General features: G+C 59.0%; 13 protein-coding genes and 2 pseudogenes. All 15 read left to right on the plus strand.

Annotated features, from left to right (window positions below):
• The first annotated feature begins 1 nt into the window (after position 1).
• The 15 genes and pseudogenes from PPTH39_RS03325 to PPTH39_RS03395 all read left to right on the plus strand — a co-directional run bounded on the left by PPTH39_RS03325 (position 2) and on the right by PPTH39_RS03395 (position 16,759).
• A complete protein-coding gene (locus PPTH39_RS03325; protein ID WP_130871586.1) occupies positions 2–1,579 on the plus strand; it encodes a VWA domain-containing protein in 1,578 nt (525 codons plus the stop codon).
• Entirely contained in the window at positions 1,576–2,628 is a 1,053-nt protein-coding gene (locus tag PPTH39_RS03330) for a BatD family protein (RefSeq protein WP_130871587.1), read from the plus strand. The genes PPTH39_RS03325 and PPTH39_RS03330 overlap by 4 nt, the downstream gene beginning before the upstream one ends.
• Positions 2,625–3,710, plus strand: coding sequence for an HAD family hydrolase (locus tag PPTH39_RS03335; protein WP_232527599.1), 1,086 nt, complete (start codon positions 2,625–2,627; stop codon positions 3,708–3,710). Before PPTH39_RS03330 ends, PPTH39_RS03335 begins: the two co-directional genes overlap by 4 nt.
• A 51-nt stretch (positions 3,711–3,761) precedes the next feature.
• Positions 3,762–3,980, plus strand: a pseudogene (locus PPTH39_RS03340) (arylsulfatase); the annotation flags it as partial.
• Positions 3,981–4,197: 217 nt separating this feature from the next.
• Complete coding sequence (locus PPTH39_RS03345) at positions 4,198–5,493, plus strand: tyrosine-type recombinase/integrase (RefSeq protein WP_232527600.1); 1,296 nt, start codon at positions 4,198–4,200, stop codon at positions 5,491–5,493.
• A 53-nt stretch (positions 5,494–5,546) separates the two neighbouring features.
• A complete protein-coding gene (locus PPTH39_RS03350) occupies positions 5,547–5,966 on the plus strand; it encodes a BRO-N domain-containing protein (RefSeq protein WP_130871589.1) in 420 nt (139 codons plus the stop codon).
• A gap of 48 nt (positions 5,967–6,014) precedes the next feature.
• Positions 6,015–6,638 carry a hypothetical protein gene (locus PPTH39_RS03355; RefSeq protein WP_130871590.1) on the plus strand — a complete coding sequence of 208 codons (624 nt, stop codon included), beginning with the start codon at positions 6,015–6,017 and terminating at the stop codon, positions 6,636–6,638.
• 151 nt (positions 6,639–6,789) lie between these two features.
• Entirely contained in the window at positions 6,790–7,578 is a 789-nt protein-coding gene (locus tag PPTH39_RS03360) for a Rha family transcriptional regulator (protein ID WP_095025540.1), read from the plus strand.
• Positions 7,579–7,593: 15 nt separating this feature from the next.
• Positions 7,594–7,932: a hypothetical protein gene (locus PPTH39_RS03365; RefSeq protein WP_095025541.1), complete on the plus strand. Its 339-nt coding sequence runs from the start codon at positions 7,594–7,596 to the stop codon at positions 7,930–7,932.
• Between the two features lie 339 nt (positions 7,933–8,271).
• Complete coding sequence (locus PPTH39_RS03370) at positions 8,272–8,664, plus strand: hypothetical protein (protein WP_130871591.1); 393 nt, start codon at positions 8,272–8,274, stop codon at positions 8,662–8,664.
• Positions 8,665–8,738: 74 nt separating this feature from the next.
• Positions 8,739–9,749, plus strand: coding sequence for a hypothetical protein (locus PPTH39_RS03375; protein WP_130871592.1), 1,011 nt, complete (start codon positions 8,739–8,741; stop codon positions 9,747–9,749).
• A 96-nt stretch (positions 9,750–9,845) separates the two neighbouring features.
• Entirely contained in the window at positions 9,846–10,049 is a 204-nt protein-coding gene (locus PPTH39_RS03380) for a hypothetical protein (protein WP_130871593.1), read from the plus strand.
• Positions 10,050–10,393: 344 nt separating this feature from the next.
• Positions 10,394–11,770: pseudogene (locus PPTH39_RS03385) on the plus strand (arylsulfatase); the annotation flags it as partial.
• 144 nt (positions 11,771–11,914) lie between these two features.
• Positions 11,915–14,401 carry a fused MFS/spermidine synthase gene (locus PPTH39_RS03390; protein WP_130871594.1) on the plus strand — a complete coding sequence of 829 codons (2,487 nt, stop codon included), beginning with the start codon at positions 11,915–11,917 and terminating at the stop codon, positions 14,399–14,401.
• A 24-nt stretch (positions 14,402–14,425) separates the two neighbouring features.
• Entirely contained in the window at positions 14,426–16,759 is a 2,334-nt protein-coding gene (locus tag PPTH39_RS03395) for a tetratricopeptide repeat protein (protein WP_130871595.1), read from the plus strand.
• Positions 16,760–16,764: the final 5 nt, after the last annotated feature.

Below are 16,764 nucleotides of genomic sequence, written 5' to 3' on the forward strand. Positions count from 1 at the left end.
AATGGAGATCAACCTGAGTGACTTCCACTTTCTGCGCCCGGCCTGGCTTCTGTTGGCGATTGTGGGTGCCCTGCTACCGCTAATGTGGCGCCGCAGCCATGACCAGCAACGGCGTTTGCGGGCGATCATCGCTCCCCACCTGTTGCCACACTTGCTGGTCACCCCGCCCGACAGCCACCGCCTGCGCCCGGTGCATTTGACCGCTGCCCTGCTGATCATCGGCGCCATTGCGGCCGCAGGCCCCACCTGGGAACAGGACCGCCCGGCATTCCTGCAAAACCGCGCGCCGTTGATCATTGCCCTCGACCTGTCCCCGTCAATGGATGCCAGCGATGTGCAGCCCACGCGGCTGGAAGCCGCCAAGCACAAATTGCATGACCTGACTGCCCGGCGCAGCGGTGCCCGCACGGCCCTGATTGCCTACGCGGGCAGCGCCCATCTGGTGTTGCCCGCCACCGACGACCCGGCGCTGCTCGACAGTTTTATCCAGGCCCTGGGCACCGACCTGATTGCCCGGCCCGGCAAAAACGTGGCGGCGGTGATCGAACAGGCCAGGCGCCTGCTACAGGCCGAGAAAGCTCCGGGCACCCTGCTGCTGATCACCGATGGCGCCGACACCTCGCAACTGGACAGCCTCAAAGCCCTGATGCACGACAATGCCCTGCAAGTACTGGTACTGGCAGTGGGCAGCAGCAATGGCGGGATCATTCGCGATGCCAGCGGCCAACCGCGCACCGACAGTTCCGGTCGCCCGCAACTGGGCAGCTTCGACAGCGCCGCGCTCAAGCAACTGGCCGCGGCCACCGATGCACCGCTGGGCAGCCTGACCATAAACAACGATGATCTGGACTGGGTCGAAGGCCACGCCCAACAGCACTTCCAGGCCGCCAGCGACGAGCAGCGCGAGCTGCAATGGAAAGACGCCGGTTACTGGTTATGCGGGCCCCTGCTATTGCTTGCCTGGTTCTCGGTGCGCCGTGGCTGGAGCCTCAACTGGAACGCCGTCCTGCTGCTGGCCGCAGGGCTGGCCCTGCAACCGTCACCGGCGCAGGCCAACGCACTGACCGATGCCTTCTTCACCCGGGATCAGCAAGGGCGTTGGGCCTTTGAGCACCAGCACTACCCCGCAGCAGCCGAGTTATTTGTCGATCCTTACTGGAAAGGCATCGCAGCTTATAACGCCGCCGATTTCGATCTGGCACTGGCCAGCTTTGCCCGGTTGAACACCGCCCCGGCGTACTTTTACCTGGGCAATATTTACGTACGCCGCTACAAGTTCGATCAGGCGATTGCCGCCTATCGCCAGGCCTTGGCCCTGCAACCGCAGTTCCCCGAAGCCAGTGCCAACCTGGCATTGGCCATTGCCCTGGAAAAAGATACCGACAGCGCCGAGCAGAACACCCCCGAGGTCAAACCCGACGCAGTCAAATTCGACAAGCCCCCAGGCAAAGGCCAGAGCAAACCGCTGCAAACCCCGCAGGCGGCCAGCGACGAACAATGGCTGCAAAACCTGACCACCTCTCCGGCCAATTTCCTGCGGCAAAAATTCAGCCTGCAAGACCAAAAGGTGGCGCCATGAAGCCCTGCGCCCTGGTACTGCTGATGTGCGTCGGCCTGGCACAGGCCAACGAACCGCAACTGTTGGTGCAGGCCCGGCTGGTACCGGGTGATGCCGTGGTGGTGGGCGAGACCTTGCAGTTGCAGGTCGATGTGCTCACCGACAGCTGGTTCACCCGTGGTGCGTCATTACCCGAACTGAACCTGGACGGTACCGATGTGACACCGCCCAATGGTGAGGCCGGGCACCTGTCGCAGACGATTCAGGGCCAGACCTTCAGCGGTCTGCGCTACACCTACCGAATCACCCCGACGCAGGCGCAAGCGTTCTCGATCGCGCCACTGACAGTGCGCGCGACCCCGGCGCAGGCCAGCCATGAGCTGTCGGGGCAAACCCCGGTGCTGACCTTTCGTGCCAGTCTGCCCGAAGGGTTCAGCCCCGGCGAACCGGTACTGGTGGCCAGCGCGTTGCGCCTGAGCCAGACCCTGACCCCGCCAGGCGGCCCGTTCAAGGTGGGTGACAGCCTGACCCGCAGCGTGACGTTACAGGCCGACGGTACCCCGGGGCTGGCCCTGCCCGCTCCGCCCCGGGGCTCGGTGGCCGGACTCGGTGCCTACCCGCAGACCCCGCAGGTGAGCAATCTGGACGACGGCCGGGGCGGTTTCAATGGCGGTCAGCGCATTGACCGGGTCAGTTATCGCATCGAGCGCGAAGGCGATTTCGAGCTGCCGGCAATCCGCGTCAAATGGTGGGACAGCGTGAACCGCCAAATCCGTTTCGGCGAACTCCCGGCCGTCACCTTCAAGGCCACAGCCAGCAGCAGCTACACCCCGGTGTTCTCGATCGTTGACGACCTCAGGCAAATGGGCCAACCCACCCGGCTGCGGCTGCCCGCCACGTTGCTGGTTGGCATCGGGTTATTGCTGCTGACCGTTGCCCTGTCTGTGAACCGGCGGCGCTTGCTCCACGCTTTCAATGCCATGCGTCAGTGGAAACACAACCGCCCGCCGCGCAAAAACTATGGTTTGCGCCCGCTCAACCCAAGACATGAAAAGGACTTCCAAAAATGAATAAACAAAAAACTGTAGCCGTGGCAGCGAGCCTGCTCGCGAATGGCCTTCGCGAGCAGACTCGCTCCCACTGGAGCAAAAGGATCTCGGCAAGAACGGCAGCGACTCTGCTATTCGCCCTGCCCCTGTTCGCCCTGGCTGCCGACCCGTTGCCCTCCTGGAACCAAGGGCCGGCGAAAAAAAGCATCATCGAATTTGTCGAGACGGTTACCACGCCAGACAGTAAGGGCTTTGTACAACCCGAAGCGCGTATCGCCGTGTTCGACAACGATGGCACCCTGTGGAGCGAGCAACCGGGTTATTTCGAGGAGCTGTTTGCCTTCGACGAAATCAAACGCATGGCCCCCCAACACCCGGAATGGAAAGACCAGCAACCGTTCAAGGCGGTGCTGGAAAACGACCACAAGGCCCTGGCCGAAAGCGGCATGGAGGGCCTGCTGAACATTTTCATGACGACCCACGCCGGGCTCACCACTGATGAGTTCCGCGACAACGTCCAGCGCTGGCTAAGCAGTGCACGCCACCCCACCAGCGGCAAGCCCTACACCGAGATGGTCTACCAGCCGATGCTGGAAGTGCTGACCTACCTGCGCAGCCAGGGATTCAAGCCCTACATCGTGTCCGGCGGCGATACCGGCTTTATGCGCGTATTTGCCGAGGAGGTCTATGGCATACCGCCAGAGCACGTGATCGGCTCCACGTTTGTCACCGAATACCAGGTCAAGGACGGCAAACCGTCAATCCTGCGCACCGCCAAAATTGCCCACAACGATGACGGCCCCGGCAAGCCGGTAAGTATCGACAGCGTGATTGGCCGCCGACCGATCCTCGCCTTCGGCAACTCCGACGGCGACCTGCAGATGCTCCAGTGGACCGCCGCCGGCGACGGCCCGCGCCTGATGGGGCTGGTGCATCACACCGACGCCAAACGCGAATGGGCCTATGACAAGGACTCGAAAATCGGCCGCCTGGACAAGGCGCTCGATCAGGCAAAACAGCAGGACTGGACTATCGTCGATATGGCGTCGCAATGGCGACGGATCTACCCGTTCGAGACCAGTGCCAACGAGCAACAGCAATAAGAAAAACAGCCGTCAGCAGTGCACCAACCAGGTCAACAAGGAGCAAGTTGCATGACTCGAACAGCCAAGTGGTTCCCCCGGCTAGCCCTCGTGGCGGCTTCGGTGATGGCGTTGTCCGCCACCGCCGTGGCCGCCGAAAAACCCAATATCCTGGTGATCTTTGGTGATGACATTGGCCAGTCCAATATCAGCGCCTACTCCATGGGTGTGGTGGGCTACAAAACCCCCAACATCGACCGGATTGCCAAAGAAGGCATGATGTTCACTGACAACTCTGAGGACCGAAGAGATCACCCAGTAGACACAGGGCCTGATCCATATGACAACCTCGATGATCCCTCAAACTGCACCAAAGCTGTTACAGACTGCCTTAGCTAAGCCTTACCACTATCGTAGGTCTGGTCGTTACTACCTCAGGCTGCGTCCCCAAGGGTCCTCTACGGGTTACCATTCGGTCTCCTTGCTGACCAACGATAAGGCCACAGCCATGACCATCTCTCAGGACATCCTTTCGGCTCTCGCTGTATTCCATCTGGACAACACCGGGGCAACTTGGGATGAGCTACGCGATCACCTCTACGTTATCGCAGAGGAAGCCCTGACCATGGCACATGGTGATAGCTCTCTGGTCGCCTATGAGTCGATCTACGGGGATCTAAGCGATAACCTTAGGAAAGCATCAAGCCAAATGGCAATGACCAGTACTCAGCAACAAGGGCTCTCTAAGGCTCAAGAGGTACTCAAGGCTGCTCATGGTCGTCTTCATGGTGACTCTGGGGCTCTGGCTGATCTGGTCACTGAGCTTGGGGCACCCCACTCACATGCTTCTCCTTGTGTGTCCCTATCTGTAAGCGCATCTCAAGGAACCTCTCAAGGAACCTCTTCTGGTATCACCTTCAATGAGCTCTCCACACTCTACATAGAGGAACATAAGGCCAACGTTGAGCCTGCCACCTTGCGGGATATCCATTCTGTCTGTAAGACGCTCTCGGGGGCCTTCGCTGGGTTGGATCTTAAGGGGCACACTCGGGCGGATATGGTTGCTCTCAAAGGTGCCCTCATGGTTGATCGTCAAGGCTCCACTGTGAACAAGCTATTGACTCGCCTATCAACTGTCATGTCGTGGGCTGTGAACAATGGCTACCTTGATAAGAGCTTCGACAAAGGACTTAAGTTGACCAAGGATGCTGACAGCTCCCGTAGAGCGTTCTCTAAGGACCAAGTGGCTCGGCTCATGGTTGCTGCCAACTCATTGCCTGTGACCGATGAGACCCGCTGGGCAGTGTCTGTAGGGGTTCTCACAGGTGCCCGTATCGCTGAGGTCCTTCAGTTGACCCGTAAGGACATCGTTGAGGTCAATGGTCAGTGGGTCGTGAGCATCAATGCTGATGATGGTAAGTCAGTGAAGACAAAGAGTTCCCTTAGGGTTGTGCCGTTGACCGATGAGGCCTACGGGTTTGACCTCAAAGACCTCCTTGAGTTTGTTGCTGGGTCACCTGAAGGCAACGCTCTGTTCTGTAGCGGCTCACGCTCAGCGACCCAAGAGAGGCTCAACAGGTTCATCAAGAAGACCCTTGGGTTAGACAAAGGCAAGGCGAGCCTATCGTTTCATTCCTTGCGACACTCATTGGCTGGAGCCTTGAAGGCCGCTGAGGTGCCTGTGGGGACCGCTGAGTCGATCTTGGGGCACTCGTCGGGGTCGATCAGTTATGACCTTTATGGTGCTGGGAGTGCAGTAGAGGTAGGCCGTATGACTGAGGCTTTGAAGACTGCCTTACTCTGATTGGTGAAGGGTCTATCGCTTGCCGATAGGCCTGCTTCGAAAAGCGCAACTTCATGGGCATCGAACTGGACGTTCTGGTTGGTCACCCTGAGCACGACCTTCTGTTTGTGGCGACTCAGGTGGCCCGTGCTGCTGGGCTGAAGCAACCGGCGAACTCTGCCTCTGCATTTCGACGGGTACACAAGGCTGGGCAGGCCCTGATGGCCCTCATACAAGATGGTTGTATCAGGCTCGAAGACATCCCAGCGGATGAGCGTCACCAGCGCCTGCGCACCACAACGGTGATCTTCACAGAATCTGAGTCGTATCAGATGCTTCTGAGAGGCTCCGCGCCTCAGTCTGAGCCGTTCCGAAAGTGGGTCACTGAGGAGGTCCTGCCGACCATCCGCAAGACCGGCTCTTACAACGCTGAAGAGTCCACCAACCCAATCGCAATGGGTCCCTTTGGGGCAATGAATACGGGGTGGCGCTAAATACCCTCACTAAGGCTACAGCACACCAACTGACCTTAGGAGGACACCATGACCTTGCTCACCCAACCCGGACCACATCATCGCCACGTTGACCACGACACCGGCATCATCCTTCACGTTGACCCAATCACCGGGCAGATCCTAAAGAGCCACACGATGGTTCTCCCCAAGTCCAAAGATCACCAGTTCAAGGCGTGGGCCACCGAACGTCAAGCCTGTGAGAGCCTCGCTGAGGACCACTTGAAGACAAGCCCAGTCGTTACGCCTGATGCTCAAGCAGTCATCTCTGAGGAGCCTGTGCGTGGTCGTGGTCGCCCTAAGGCCGCCTTCAAGAATCCAGTAGCTGCCTATATGCACCTCCTCGCAGTTCCTTACTTACTGCCCTGGGTGGACGACATCATCAAAGGGTCGATCATCACCAGTGCTGGCATTAGCAACGGCAAGATCAACGTGAAGACTGGGGCAGTGATCGGGGCCTTGTTCGCTGAGGACATCACAGCGGAGGTCTGCAAGACTCAGGAGATCAGCTTGAGGACTGCCCAGCGTGTGGCGAAGGCCGCCCGACATGCTGCCCATGGCATCGCTTCCTACGTGGATCGACACCCGAAGTTGAAGGCTGAAGTTGAGGCTGAAGTGAGCGCAGAGGCTCTATTCCGGGGCTCTCAGGCTTAACGACGGAATATATAAAAGAAAACTTTAAGACCTCTGAGGAGGAGCATCGACCACTTATCGACCAGTCTCATTGAGAGAGGGATTGTGATGAATATCACCCTCTTCAAAGAGGACCTCTAAGAGAGAACCTTGAGCACATAAGGAGAACACCATGACCACCTTGAACACGATCACCATGACCACCGTTGAGATTGCCGCAATGACAGGCAAGCGACACGACCACGTACTTCGGGATGCAGACCGGGCTATTGAACTGGTCATGAAATCTCGCGCCCCAAATCTGGGGAGCCAAATTGAAAGTAAGGACGTAGACGCAACTGAAGGAACCTTTGAGAACCGAGGTAAGCAATATCGAATGCTGGTCCTCAATAAGCATCTGGTCTTCACGCTCATCACCGGCTACGACACTGCATTGCGTTACACAGTCATTGGTCGATGGATCGAATTGGAGCAAGCAGCTAACCCAGCGTTCGCCTCTCAGGCCATCACTGAGACCCTCATTGACCTACAAACACGAGTCGATGCAATGGCCCCGGCCTACGATGAGCACGTCCGTAAGGGTCGCTCAGTTGGCTATAGCTGGCGTGAAGCATGTCGTCTCGCTGGCATTGAGCACCCCGACAAGTTCTTGGCCCTTATGGTCCGCTTGAAGAAAGCCCGTAAGACCCTCCACGGGCACACTGAGATCAACCCAAGCTACGTTAAGAAAGGCTACGTGACTGTGCTCAAGCCTTCCAATCTGGTCGTCAAGGCCAACGGTGGGCACCTCTTCAAGGTCACCTCCAAGGGCCTCACAGAATGGCTCTCAGCGAATGCAGGTGAGATCAACACAGCGGTCAACACTGCGAGCCGCCCTAAGGCTGTAGTCGATGAGCATGGCTATACGATCGCTATCACAGGTGACAACACCGAAGGCTTGACCACAAAGGCCATTCATTAATTCAAGGAGATCCCTATGACTGCCCAATTGAACTACGGCAAGACCATTCCAACTGAAGCTGATTTGAGCATCATCAATCAGTTCTTCATTAAGCCACGCCGCTCCCGCCTCATTGAGCTACGCACAGCACTCACAAAGGCTACCGCCCCGGGCCGCTCTCGTTGTCCTGAGTTGGGCACCATCTATGACATGGATGTGGTCTATGCATACACCGATCGCACTATGGGTACGTCCTTCACGGGCGCTCTCAAAGAAGCCCTTGAGGCTGGTCTGCCACTCAAGACTCTGATCCGCTGTGACCTACAGATCCCGATGTCTAATCAGCCAATCGTCGTGGCCTACAAGGATGCTTGATGAGGTCCCTTTGGGCCAGTAAACATTGGTGTCGTAAAAACCCTCACTAAGGCCACGGGAATCAGTCACCCATGGTCTCCTCAAAGTCCCACGAGGCGCCCTAAGCGTCAGTAGTGGGCAATCTATGCACCACACCGGAACCTCTTTGCTGTCCGCCATTCAGCCCAGAGGCATTCCTACAGTCCCCGCCAAGTTAACGCCCACAGGACTGTGAAACCACCTTCAATCCAATACCTTTAAGCAAACCTTGTTGATCCCGTGCGGGTCTCCTTTCCCCCATTGGTCACGCGATCATGGCGGCAAGGTTTGACTTAAGGGTCTCTCAAAGGAGAACCCAATATGAAACTCGACATCGTACATACCGATAAGACCCTGACTATTCAAGGCCAAACTGTGACTAAGGCATATGCCGAAGGCGTGATGTTGGCAGGCTTGCTGGCTGCTGTGGGCAAGAACCACGGCGCAATCACTTCGATCATCAAGCAGTTCATGGAGGCTGGTCTGAGCACCGCAGCATTCCCTGATCAAACCTCAGTTGCCCGCCAAGAGATCCATGCGGCTGGTCTGCGTGAAGCTGCTCGACAACGTGATGCCCAGTTCCATGCGGAACGCTTTGCATCCTACAAGGCACCGACACGTCTTGAGGTAGCTCGTGCTCGTGAGGCCAAAGAGAAGCAAGCAGCCGCTATCCGTGAACACGGCAACACCATTCGTGCAGCTCGCCGTAACTAACAGTCGGCCACAAGGAGCCTTTGAGACCTCTCAGGGCTTCCCTAAACAGAATTCAATTCAGGAGATTATCAAACATGAAACCATACGAATACGTTAAGCCTACAACGTGGTCCACCGCTATCACCGAACAAGGTGGGACCATTCAGTTCAACACAGAGACCACCATCAAAGGTGGCGCAGGCACTGACGCAGCGGCCTACGTTAAGGCCCTCACAGATGGTCTCGATGAATACTTCAACGGTGGAGACTGGGAAGAAGGCGCTGAAGAAGCGATTCCCTGTGAGTTCCGCCCTAAGGGCACCGAGCCGACCACCCAACAGATCGTTCTGATGCAAGATCGAAGTGTTGAGTTCGACCCGCGCAAGTCCATCTATGACGATTCGACCTTCACTAAAGGCGAGGCCGTCGCTGGTGACTTCCTGTTCTGTGAGGCCACCCCTCAGGCCGCTCTGTTTTCTTTTCGTCAGACCTTCTTGGACCATCACATCATGTCGGGCTTCACCCTCAATGGTTTGACGCAGACCGCTGAGAAGCTCTTGAAGGACTTCGAGATGTCCTGTGGTGCGACCATTGCCAAGATTCTGACCACCTCTTCGTCCACTGAGGTCAAGGCCCTTACAGGTCTCTCTAAGAACCCACGCGAACGCGCTGAGGACATCATTGATGGTCTGACCATGAACATCAACCAAGCAGTTGGAACCTCGCTGTCTGACTTCGTGTTGCTGATCCCGGCTAAAGAAGTTGCTGGTCTTGAGCGTGCTGCTCAGCGTGCTGGACTGTCAGACGTAGAGGACCTCTTGGGCTGTGGCTCTCAGTTCTACTCTGGCGAGGACTTGGGCATCTTCATGTTGCCTAAGGGTATGGCCTCACTGAGCTTCCGTAAGGACTCCAACGGTGCTGTGTGGCAGATCCATGCGACCCGTAACCCTAACGCTATGGCGTGGGACGTAGAGGTCATTGGTGTGGCTGATGTGGTGACACAGGCCAAGGTACAGCTCAAGCTGGCAAACCCTGCTGACCCTAAAGAGAAGCTCCAAGTAGAGCTGGTCGATTTCCCTATGGTCACTCGTGTGACCTTGGCCTAACAAGCCATTGCAATGAATACCTCAAAGGCCTCTAACAGGGTCCTCTGGGGTCTTCTTAATGTTACGTTATTTCATCACATCAGAAGGAGGTAAACCGTGACGACCATGACCATCAAATTAATGAAAACAGTCCTTGCCTCAAAGAGCTTCTGGAAGACCGTAGCCTTGGTCGCAATGATGTCCAGTATCGCTGTCCCTGAAGGGTTCGCTGAGCTTATCGCTGAGGTCCTCTCGGAGGTGCTGACAAGCATAACGGCAATGGACAATGACGCAGTACTGGTCTCAATGGCCTTCCCTTAGGGCGCTCCTGTGTGAATTCTCGCGGGCAATCACCCTGCTCAGTTCTCAGAATCAACACAGCAGCGCCTTACAGGAACCTCAAAGCGGACAAAAGGCACCCCTTTGGGAATCTGGGAGAAAAATGTGAGTGACCACCTTTAATGCTTTGCGGGCACGTTTACCCCGTAGGCCCTCAGGCGCACACAGGCGCGGTAGGGACCCTCGCGAGCGCACGGAAAGGCTCAGGCACGGGCGCACGATAAGGACCCCAAGAGCGGCTCATAGAGTGTGACAAGGCAGTATCAAATGGTGATGCCACATGCTACGGTGCCCACCCCATCTGGTCTCCAAGCCACCTCAGTGAGTTCACTGACTACTACGCAGAGAACAGCTGCACCGCCGGGCGCTCGTCGTTTATCACCGGGCAGACGCCGCTGCGCACAGGCCTGTCCAAAGTCGGCATACCGGGAGCACCGGTAGGCCTGCAAAAGCGCGATATCACCATCGCCCAGGCGCTCAAATCCCAGGGCTACGCCACTGCACAATTCGGTAAAAACCACCTGGGCGACCGCGACGAGTACTTGCCGACCAATCATGGTTTTGACGAGTTTTTCGGCAACCTCTACCACCTCAATGCCGAGGAAGAACCCGAACGCCCGTACTGGCCCAAGGATGACCCGGCTTTCGTCAAGGCCACCTCGCCCCGTGGCGTGATCCACAGTTTTGCCGACGGCAAGATTGAAGACACCGGGGCCCTGACCGCCAAGCGCATGGAAACCATCGACGACGAAACCACCGCGGCCGCGCAGGAGTTCATCGAAAAGCAGGCCAAGGCCGACAAGCCTTTTTTTGTGTGGATGAACACCACGCGCATGCACGTCTTTACCCACGTGCGCGACTCGATGAAGGGCCAGAGTGGTATGCCCGGCAACGAGTACGCCGATGGCATGCTTGAGCATGACGGCGACGTCGGCAAACTGCTGAAAACCCTCGATGACCTGAAAATCGCCGACAACACCATCGTGGTCTACACCACCGACAACGGGCCGAACCAGTTCTCCTGGCCGGACGCGGCCACCACGCCGTTCCGGAACGAGAAGAACTCCAACTGGGAAGGTGCCTTCCGTGTCCCGGCAATCGTGCGCTGGCCGGGGAAAATCAAGGCTGGCGAAGTGAGTAACGAGATGTTCTCGGGGCTGGACTGGTTCCCGACCCTGCTCGCGGTGGCTGGCGATGCCGATGTCAAAGACAAGTTGCTCAAGGGCTGGGCCCCGGTGGCAGGTGGCAACAACTTCAAGGTGCACCTGGACGGTTTCAACCAGCTGCCGTACCTGACCGGCGAACAACCCAAGGGCAATCGCAACGAGTTCTACTACTTCAACGATGACGGCATGCTGGTATCGATGCGTTTCGACAACTGGAAAGTGGTGTTCTGCGAGCAACGCGAACCGGGCGGTTTCAAGGTCTGGAGCGAACCTTTCGTATGCCTGCGGGTGCCGAAAATCTTCAACCTGCGCATGGACCCGTTCGAACGGGCTGACGTGGTCTCCGATCAGTATTACGACTGGAGCACGAAAAACGTCTACTTGAACGAACTGGCAATCATGAAGGCGGCCAACTTCCTGGAAACCTTCGTCGATTACCCGCCAAGCCAGAAGCCGCCAAGCTTCAGTATCGATCAGGTACGGGCAGCGGTAGACGCCAAGATTGCGGAAAAAATGAAAAATCAGCCAGCGCAGTAAACCTGCCCTGTGGGAGCGGGCTTGCCCGCGATTGTCTCGACGCACTGCATCTGTCAGATCGCGCCGCCTCCATCGCGAGCAAGCCCGCTCCCACACGGGGTAACGACTCCTTCCCGAATTCCTTCTGCACAAGGCTCCCGCGCAATGCCGTCACCCTTACCGCCCAGCCGTACTGCATTGTCTGCCACTGCCTTGCTGCTATTTATTTCCGGTACTGCCGCCCTGATCTATCAGGTGCTGTGGATCAAACAACTGTCGCTGGTGATCGGTGTCGAGGTGTACGCCATCACCACCGGCATCAGCGCCTTCTTTGCCGGGCTGGCCCTTGGCGGGCTGCTGTTTGGCCGCTGCGCCGACCGCCTGGGCAAACCCTTGCTGTTATATGCGGGCCTTGAAGTGGGTGTGGCCGTGCTCGGCATCGGCGCCACGCTGGGGCTGGGTATGGCCGCGGCGCCATTTGCCTGGCTCGAACAACGGATCGGCCTGCCCGCCTGGTTGCTGCCATTGCTGCTGGTGGGGCTGCCCGCCCTCTTGATGGGCGGCACGCTGCCAGTGCTGATACGCGCACTGGCATCCGAGCCGCAACATCTGGGCCAGGCCGGTGGCCGCCTGTATGCCGCCAATACCGGCGGGGCGATTGTCGGCACTCTGCTGACCGCCTTTATCCTGATTGCCAGCCTCGGTGTTTTCGCCAGTGCCGTTGTAGCCGCCGTACTCAACCTGATTGCCGCCGCGGGTGCCCTGTGGTTGCAACGCGGGCAGCACACCATTGTCGCCGATCCGGTGGCGACCAGCGCGGCACACAATCCGGCCCGGCTGGCCATGGCCCTGTATGCCATCGCGGGCGGTGTGGCACTGGGCTACGAAGTGGTCTGGTCGCAATCGATCGTTCAGTTCATGAGCACCCGTACCTACGCCTTTGCCGTGGTGCTGGCCACTTACCTGACCGGACTGTTTATCGGCAGCAGCCTGATGGCGCGCCGGGTTGATCGGCTACGCGATCCCTGGGGTGTGTTTGCCTTGCTGATTGCCGGGGCCGGACTGGTTGCCCTGCTGGAAGTTGCCCTGCTCGGACGCTGGCTGATCCTGCTGCAAACCCAGGCAGAGACTGCGGCACTGGCCTTGGGTGGCAGTGTGTTGCTGGGCATGAGCGCCCGCTTCGCAGTGGCTGCACTGAGCATTGTGTTTATCCCTACGTTGCTGTTGGGCGCAGCGTTCCCGATAGCCCTGCGCCTGTGCGTCGGCCCCGGCCGGATCGGGCGGGATGTCGGTGCAGTCGTGGCGTTCAACACGCTGGGCGGGATCGTCGGCGTTGCCCTCTGCGGTTTTGTCCTGATCCCCTGGCTGGGGCTGGTACATACGCTCGGCATGCTGGCAGTCATCGCCGCTGCAGTAGGTTTGATCGCGGTACAGCAGGGGCACCGGGTCAAGAAAGGCCATCGCCAGGCAGTCGTTGCGTTCAGCCTGGCAGCGCTGCTGGTAGCCGTCTTAACGCCGGTTGAGCGCCTCGCCGAACTGCTGCCCGGAGCCCGTAACGGTGAGCTGGTGTTTTACCAGGAAGGTCGCGGCGGCACCGTCGCCGTCGTGGCCCAGGGCAAGGGTGAACGCCGCTTCCATCGCCTGTATATCCAGGGCGTGTCCAACACCGGTGATGCCATGCCTTCACTGCGCTACATGCGTATCCAGGCCCTGTTGCCGCTGTTGATCCACAACGGCGAACCACGCTCGGCGCTGGTAATCGGCTTTGGCACCGGGATCACTGCCGGGGCCCTGTTGAGTTACCCGGGACTGCAACAACGGGTGGTGGCCGAGTTATTGCCCTCGGTGGTCAAGGCTTCAATCCTGTTCAAAGGCAACTTCGCTGCGGCTTCCAACCCCGGCTTGCAGGTGCGTTTGCGCGACGGTCGCCAGGAACTTCTGCGCAGCGAACAGCGCTATGACCTGATCACCCTCGAACCACCACCGCCCTCCGCCGCCGGCGTAGTCAATCTGTACTCGCGGGACTTCTATCAACTGGCTGCACAGCGCCTGCACCCGCAAGGGATAGTTGCGCAATGGCTGCCGTTGCCGACGCAGAATATCGACGACTCGCGTTCGCTGGTGCGCAGTTTTCTCGACGTATTCCCTTACGCCACGCTATGGACCAGCGAGTTTCACGAAATGCTGCTGGTGGGTTCATTGCAGCCCATTGAACTGGATGCCGCGCGCATCAGCGCCCGTTTCGGGCAACCGGGTGTACGCAACGCCCTGCAGGATGTGGGCGTCGCTTCGCCAGCGGCACTGCTGGCAACCTGGGTGACCGACCGTGAAGGGCTGGTGCGCTTTGCTGCAGATGCGCCGGCCGTCACGGACGACCAACCGCGTATCGAGTACGCTCCGTGGGTGCGCAGCAAAGAAATCAGCCGGGTGCTGCCGGCGCTGCTCGATCTGCGCCAACCGATACCGTTGCTCAACGCCGCCCCGGAGTTTGTCGAGCGCATGCACAGCCAACAGCAACGCCTGATGCAGTTTTACCGTTCCAGCCTGCATGCCTATGATGGCGACCGCGAGGCATGGAGCCGGGATATCCGTGAAGTAATGCGTGGCGATGGCGCCAACCCCTATTACCGCTGGTTTGTCGGTGAACGCTAGAGCCTTTTGGATACGGAAGTCGCAATGCCCAAAACTAAAACTATAAAAGCTGCAAACCCACCTGATTCGCGCCCCACCCTGATGAGCCGTTACCTGTTACCCGTAAGCGCTGCCGTGTTGCTGGTGGTGCTGGGCGGGTTATGGTTTTATCTCAGCCGCCCGGCGCCGGTGTATGAGCCCAAGGTGCTGGCCACGGCTGCGGTGGCCGAGCCCGTCGCCCCGGCGCAGATGGTCGACGAGCAACAGTGCCAGGGTTGTCACGACGCCCAGGTCAAGGACTGGCAAGGCTCTCATCATCAACTGGCCATGCAGGTGGCCGCGCCGCAGACCGTACTGGCCGACTTCAGCAATGCCACGTTCAAGGGCGAAGGCGAAAACAGCCGGTTTTTTCGCCAGGGCGACGAGTTCTGGGTCAATACGCCGGGGCTGGATGGCAAACCCGCCGACTTCAAGGTCGCTTACACCTTCGGCATTGCGCCGTTGCAGCAGTATTTGATCGAAGTTGGCGACGGCAGACTGCAAGCCCTGGGGGTGGCCTGGGATACCGAAAAACACCGCTGGTTCCATCTGTACCCAGGCCAGGGGGTGAGCTTCAAGAACCCGCTGCATTGGAGCAAACCGAACCAGAACGCCAACTTTATGTGCGTCGAATGTCACACCACCGGCTACAAACGTAACTTTGATGCCGCCAGCAACAGCTTCAACAGCCAATGGAACAGTCTCGGCGTCGGTTGCCAGGCCTGTCACGGCCCGGCGTCCAGCCATCTGCGTGCTGTCACGGAAAACAACCCGTTGCCCCACAGCGGCTTTGACGTCGACCTTAAAAGCAAGGACGCCACGGTAGAACTCGAAACCTGCGCCCGCTGCCATGCCCGCCGCGCCCCGCTGGGCGATGGCTTTACCGTGGGCAAGCGGCTGATGGACGACTACCTGCCCAGCGTACTGACCCGCGAGCTGTACGCACTGGACGGCAAGATCAAGGACGAGGTGTTCGAACACGGCTCGTTCCTGCAAAGCAAGATGTTCGACAAGGGCGTGCGTTGCAGCAACTGCCACAACCCCCACAGCACCGAACTCAAGGCAGCGGGCAATGCACTGTGCCTGCAATGCCACAACACGGCCGGCAAAGCAGCCATTGCCGGGATTGATGGCAAGGGCCTGCACGCGAAGAACTATGACGCCATCGACCACCATCGCCATGCCGAAGGCCAACCGGGCTCGCAATGTGTGGATTGCCATATGCCCGGCAAGTTCTACATGGGCAACGACTATCGCCATGACCACAGCTTCAGCATCCCCAACCCGGTGCGGGCCAAAGCCCTGGGCACAACGGATGCCTGCCTGGGCTGCCATCAGGGCAAGGCCGGTGACAGGGTGACGGAGCAGTTCAAGCTCTGGACCGCCCACGATGCACCGCAAGCAGCCCGGTACGATGAAAGCCTGTGGCTGATCCGCGGCGGCCGGCCGGGTGCTGCGCAGGCGCTCTACGAGCAATTGCGGCGCAGCAACCTGCCAGCGATTCAACGCGCCACGTTGTTGGCTGAACTGGCCAACTACCCCAGCGAATCCGCACTGCAGCTGGCCAGCAAGGACCTCAACCACCCTGCCCCGCAAGTGCGTGAAAGCGCGGTGCGGGCAGTGAGCGCTTTCTTGCCTCCGGCAGAGCGGGTCGCGTTGCTCAGCCCATTGTTGAGTGACAGCGTGCGTGCAGTGCGCATCATCGCCGCGCGCAACTTGCAGGGCGCTGCGCGCAATGGCCTGGGCACGAATCAAGTGGCGTGGGACAAGGCCATCGGTGAATACGAAAGCGTGCAGCTGAGCCTGGCCGAACGGGCCGAGTCCAACCTCAACCTGGCCATGCTGTATCAGGCCAGCGGGCGCAATGCCGAGGTCGAGGCCAGACTGCGCGCCGCCCTGCTGCGCGACCCGGACTTCTACCCGGCGCTGGTCACTCTGGCCCAATGGCTGGAAGCCAGTGGGCGCAGTGCCGAGGCCTCGACCCTGCTCAACGACGCGATCAAGGCACAACCGCAGGCAGCGTTGTTGCAACACAGCCTGGGGCTGGCATTGATTCGCGGTGGCCAGCCCGAACAAGCGATGAAAGCTTTGCAGCAGGCTGTAAAACTGGAACCGGACAACAGCCAGTACCGCTATGTGCTGGCGGTGGCCCTGCACCAGAGCGGCCAGCTCGAACAGGCCTGCGCGCAAATGGAAGAACTGCTCAAGCGTCAGCCGGCGTTTCGCGATGCGCGATTGGCGTTGATCCAGTTCTACCTCGACAGCGGCCAGGAGCCCAAAGCGCAGGTGGTGCTGCAAGCCTGGAAACAGATCAATCCTGAGGATATGGCGTTGAAGTGACAGCC

Origin of the sequence: Pseudomonas bubulae, from assembly GCF_900618535.1 — a bacterium.
GTDB lineage: Bacteria > Pseudomonadota > Gammaproteobacteria > Pseudomonadales > Pseudomonadaceae > Aquipseudomonas > Aquipseudomonas bubulae.

Excerpts from the sequence above, each read along its gene's own strand:
- PPTH39_RS03325 (WP_130871586.1), top strand. The coding sequence starts at position 2 with ATGGAGATCAACCTGAGTGACTTCCACTTTCTGCGCCCGGCCTGGCTT.
- PPTH39_RS03330 (WP_130871587.1), top strand. The coding sequence starts at position 1,576 with ATGAAGCCCTGCGCCCTGGTACTGCTGATGTGCGTCGGCCTGGCACAG.
- PPTH39_RS03335 (WP_232527599.1), top strand. The coding sequence starts at position 2,625 with ATGAATAAACAAAAAACTGTAGCCGTGGCAGCGAGCCTGCTCGCGAAT.
- PPTH39_RS03345 (WP_232527600.1), top strand. The coding sequence starts at position 4,198 with ATGACCATCTCTCAGGACATCCTTTCGGCTCTCGCTGTATTCCATCTG.
- PPTH39_RS03350 (WP_130871589.1), top strand. The coding sequence starts at position 5,547 with ATGGGCATCGAACTGGACGTTCTGGTTGGTCACCCTGAGCACGACCTT.
- PPTH39_RS03355 (WP_130871590.1), top strand. The coding sequence starts at position 6,015 with ATGACCTTGCTCACCCAACCCGGACCACATCATCGCCACGTTGACCAC.
- PPTH39_RS03360 (WP_095025540.1), top strand. The coding sequence starts at position 6,790 with ATGACCACCTTGAACACGATCACCATGACCACCGTTGAGATTGCCGCA.
- PPTH39_RS03365 (WP_095025541.1), top strand. The coding sequence starts at position 7,594 with ATGACTGCCCAATTGAACTACGGCAAGACCATTCCAACTGAAGCTGAT.
- PPTH39_RS03370 (WP_130871591.1), top strand. The coding sequence starts at position 8,272 with ATGAAACTCGACATCGTACATACCGATAAGACCCTGACTATTCAAGGC.
- PPTH39_RS03375 (WP_130871592.1), top strand. The coding sequence starts at position 8,739 with ATGAAACCATACGAATACGTTAAGCCTACAACGTGGTCCACCGCTATC.
- PPTH39_RS03390 (WP_130871594.1), top strand. The coding sequence starts at position 11,915 with ATGCCGTCACCCTTACCGCCCAGCCGTACTGCATTGTCTGCCACTGCC.
- PPTH39_RS03395 (WP_130871595.1), top strand. The coding sequence starts at position 14,426 with ATGCCCAAAACTAAAACTATAAAAGCTGCAAACCCACCTGATTCGCGC.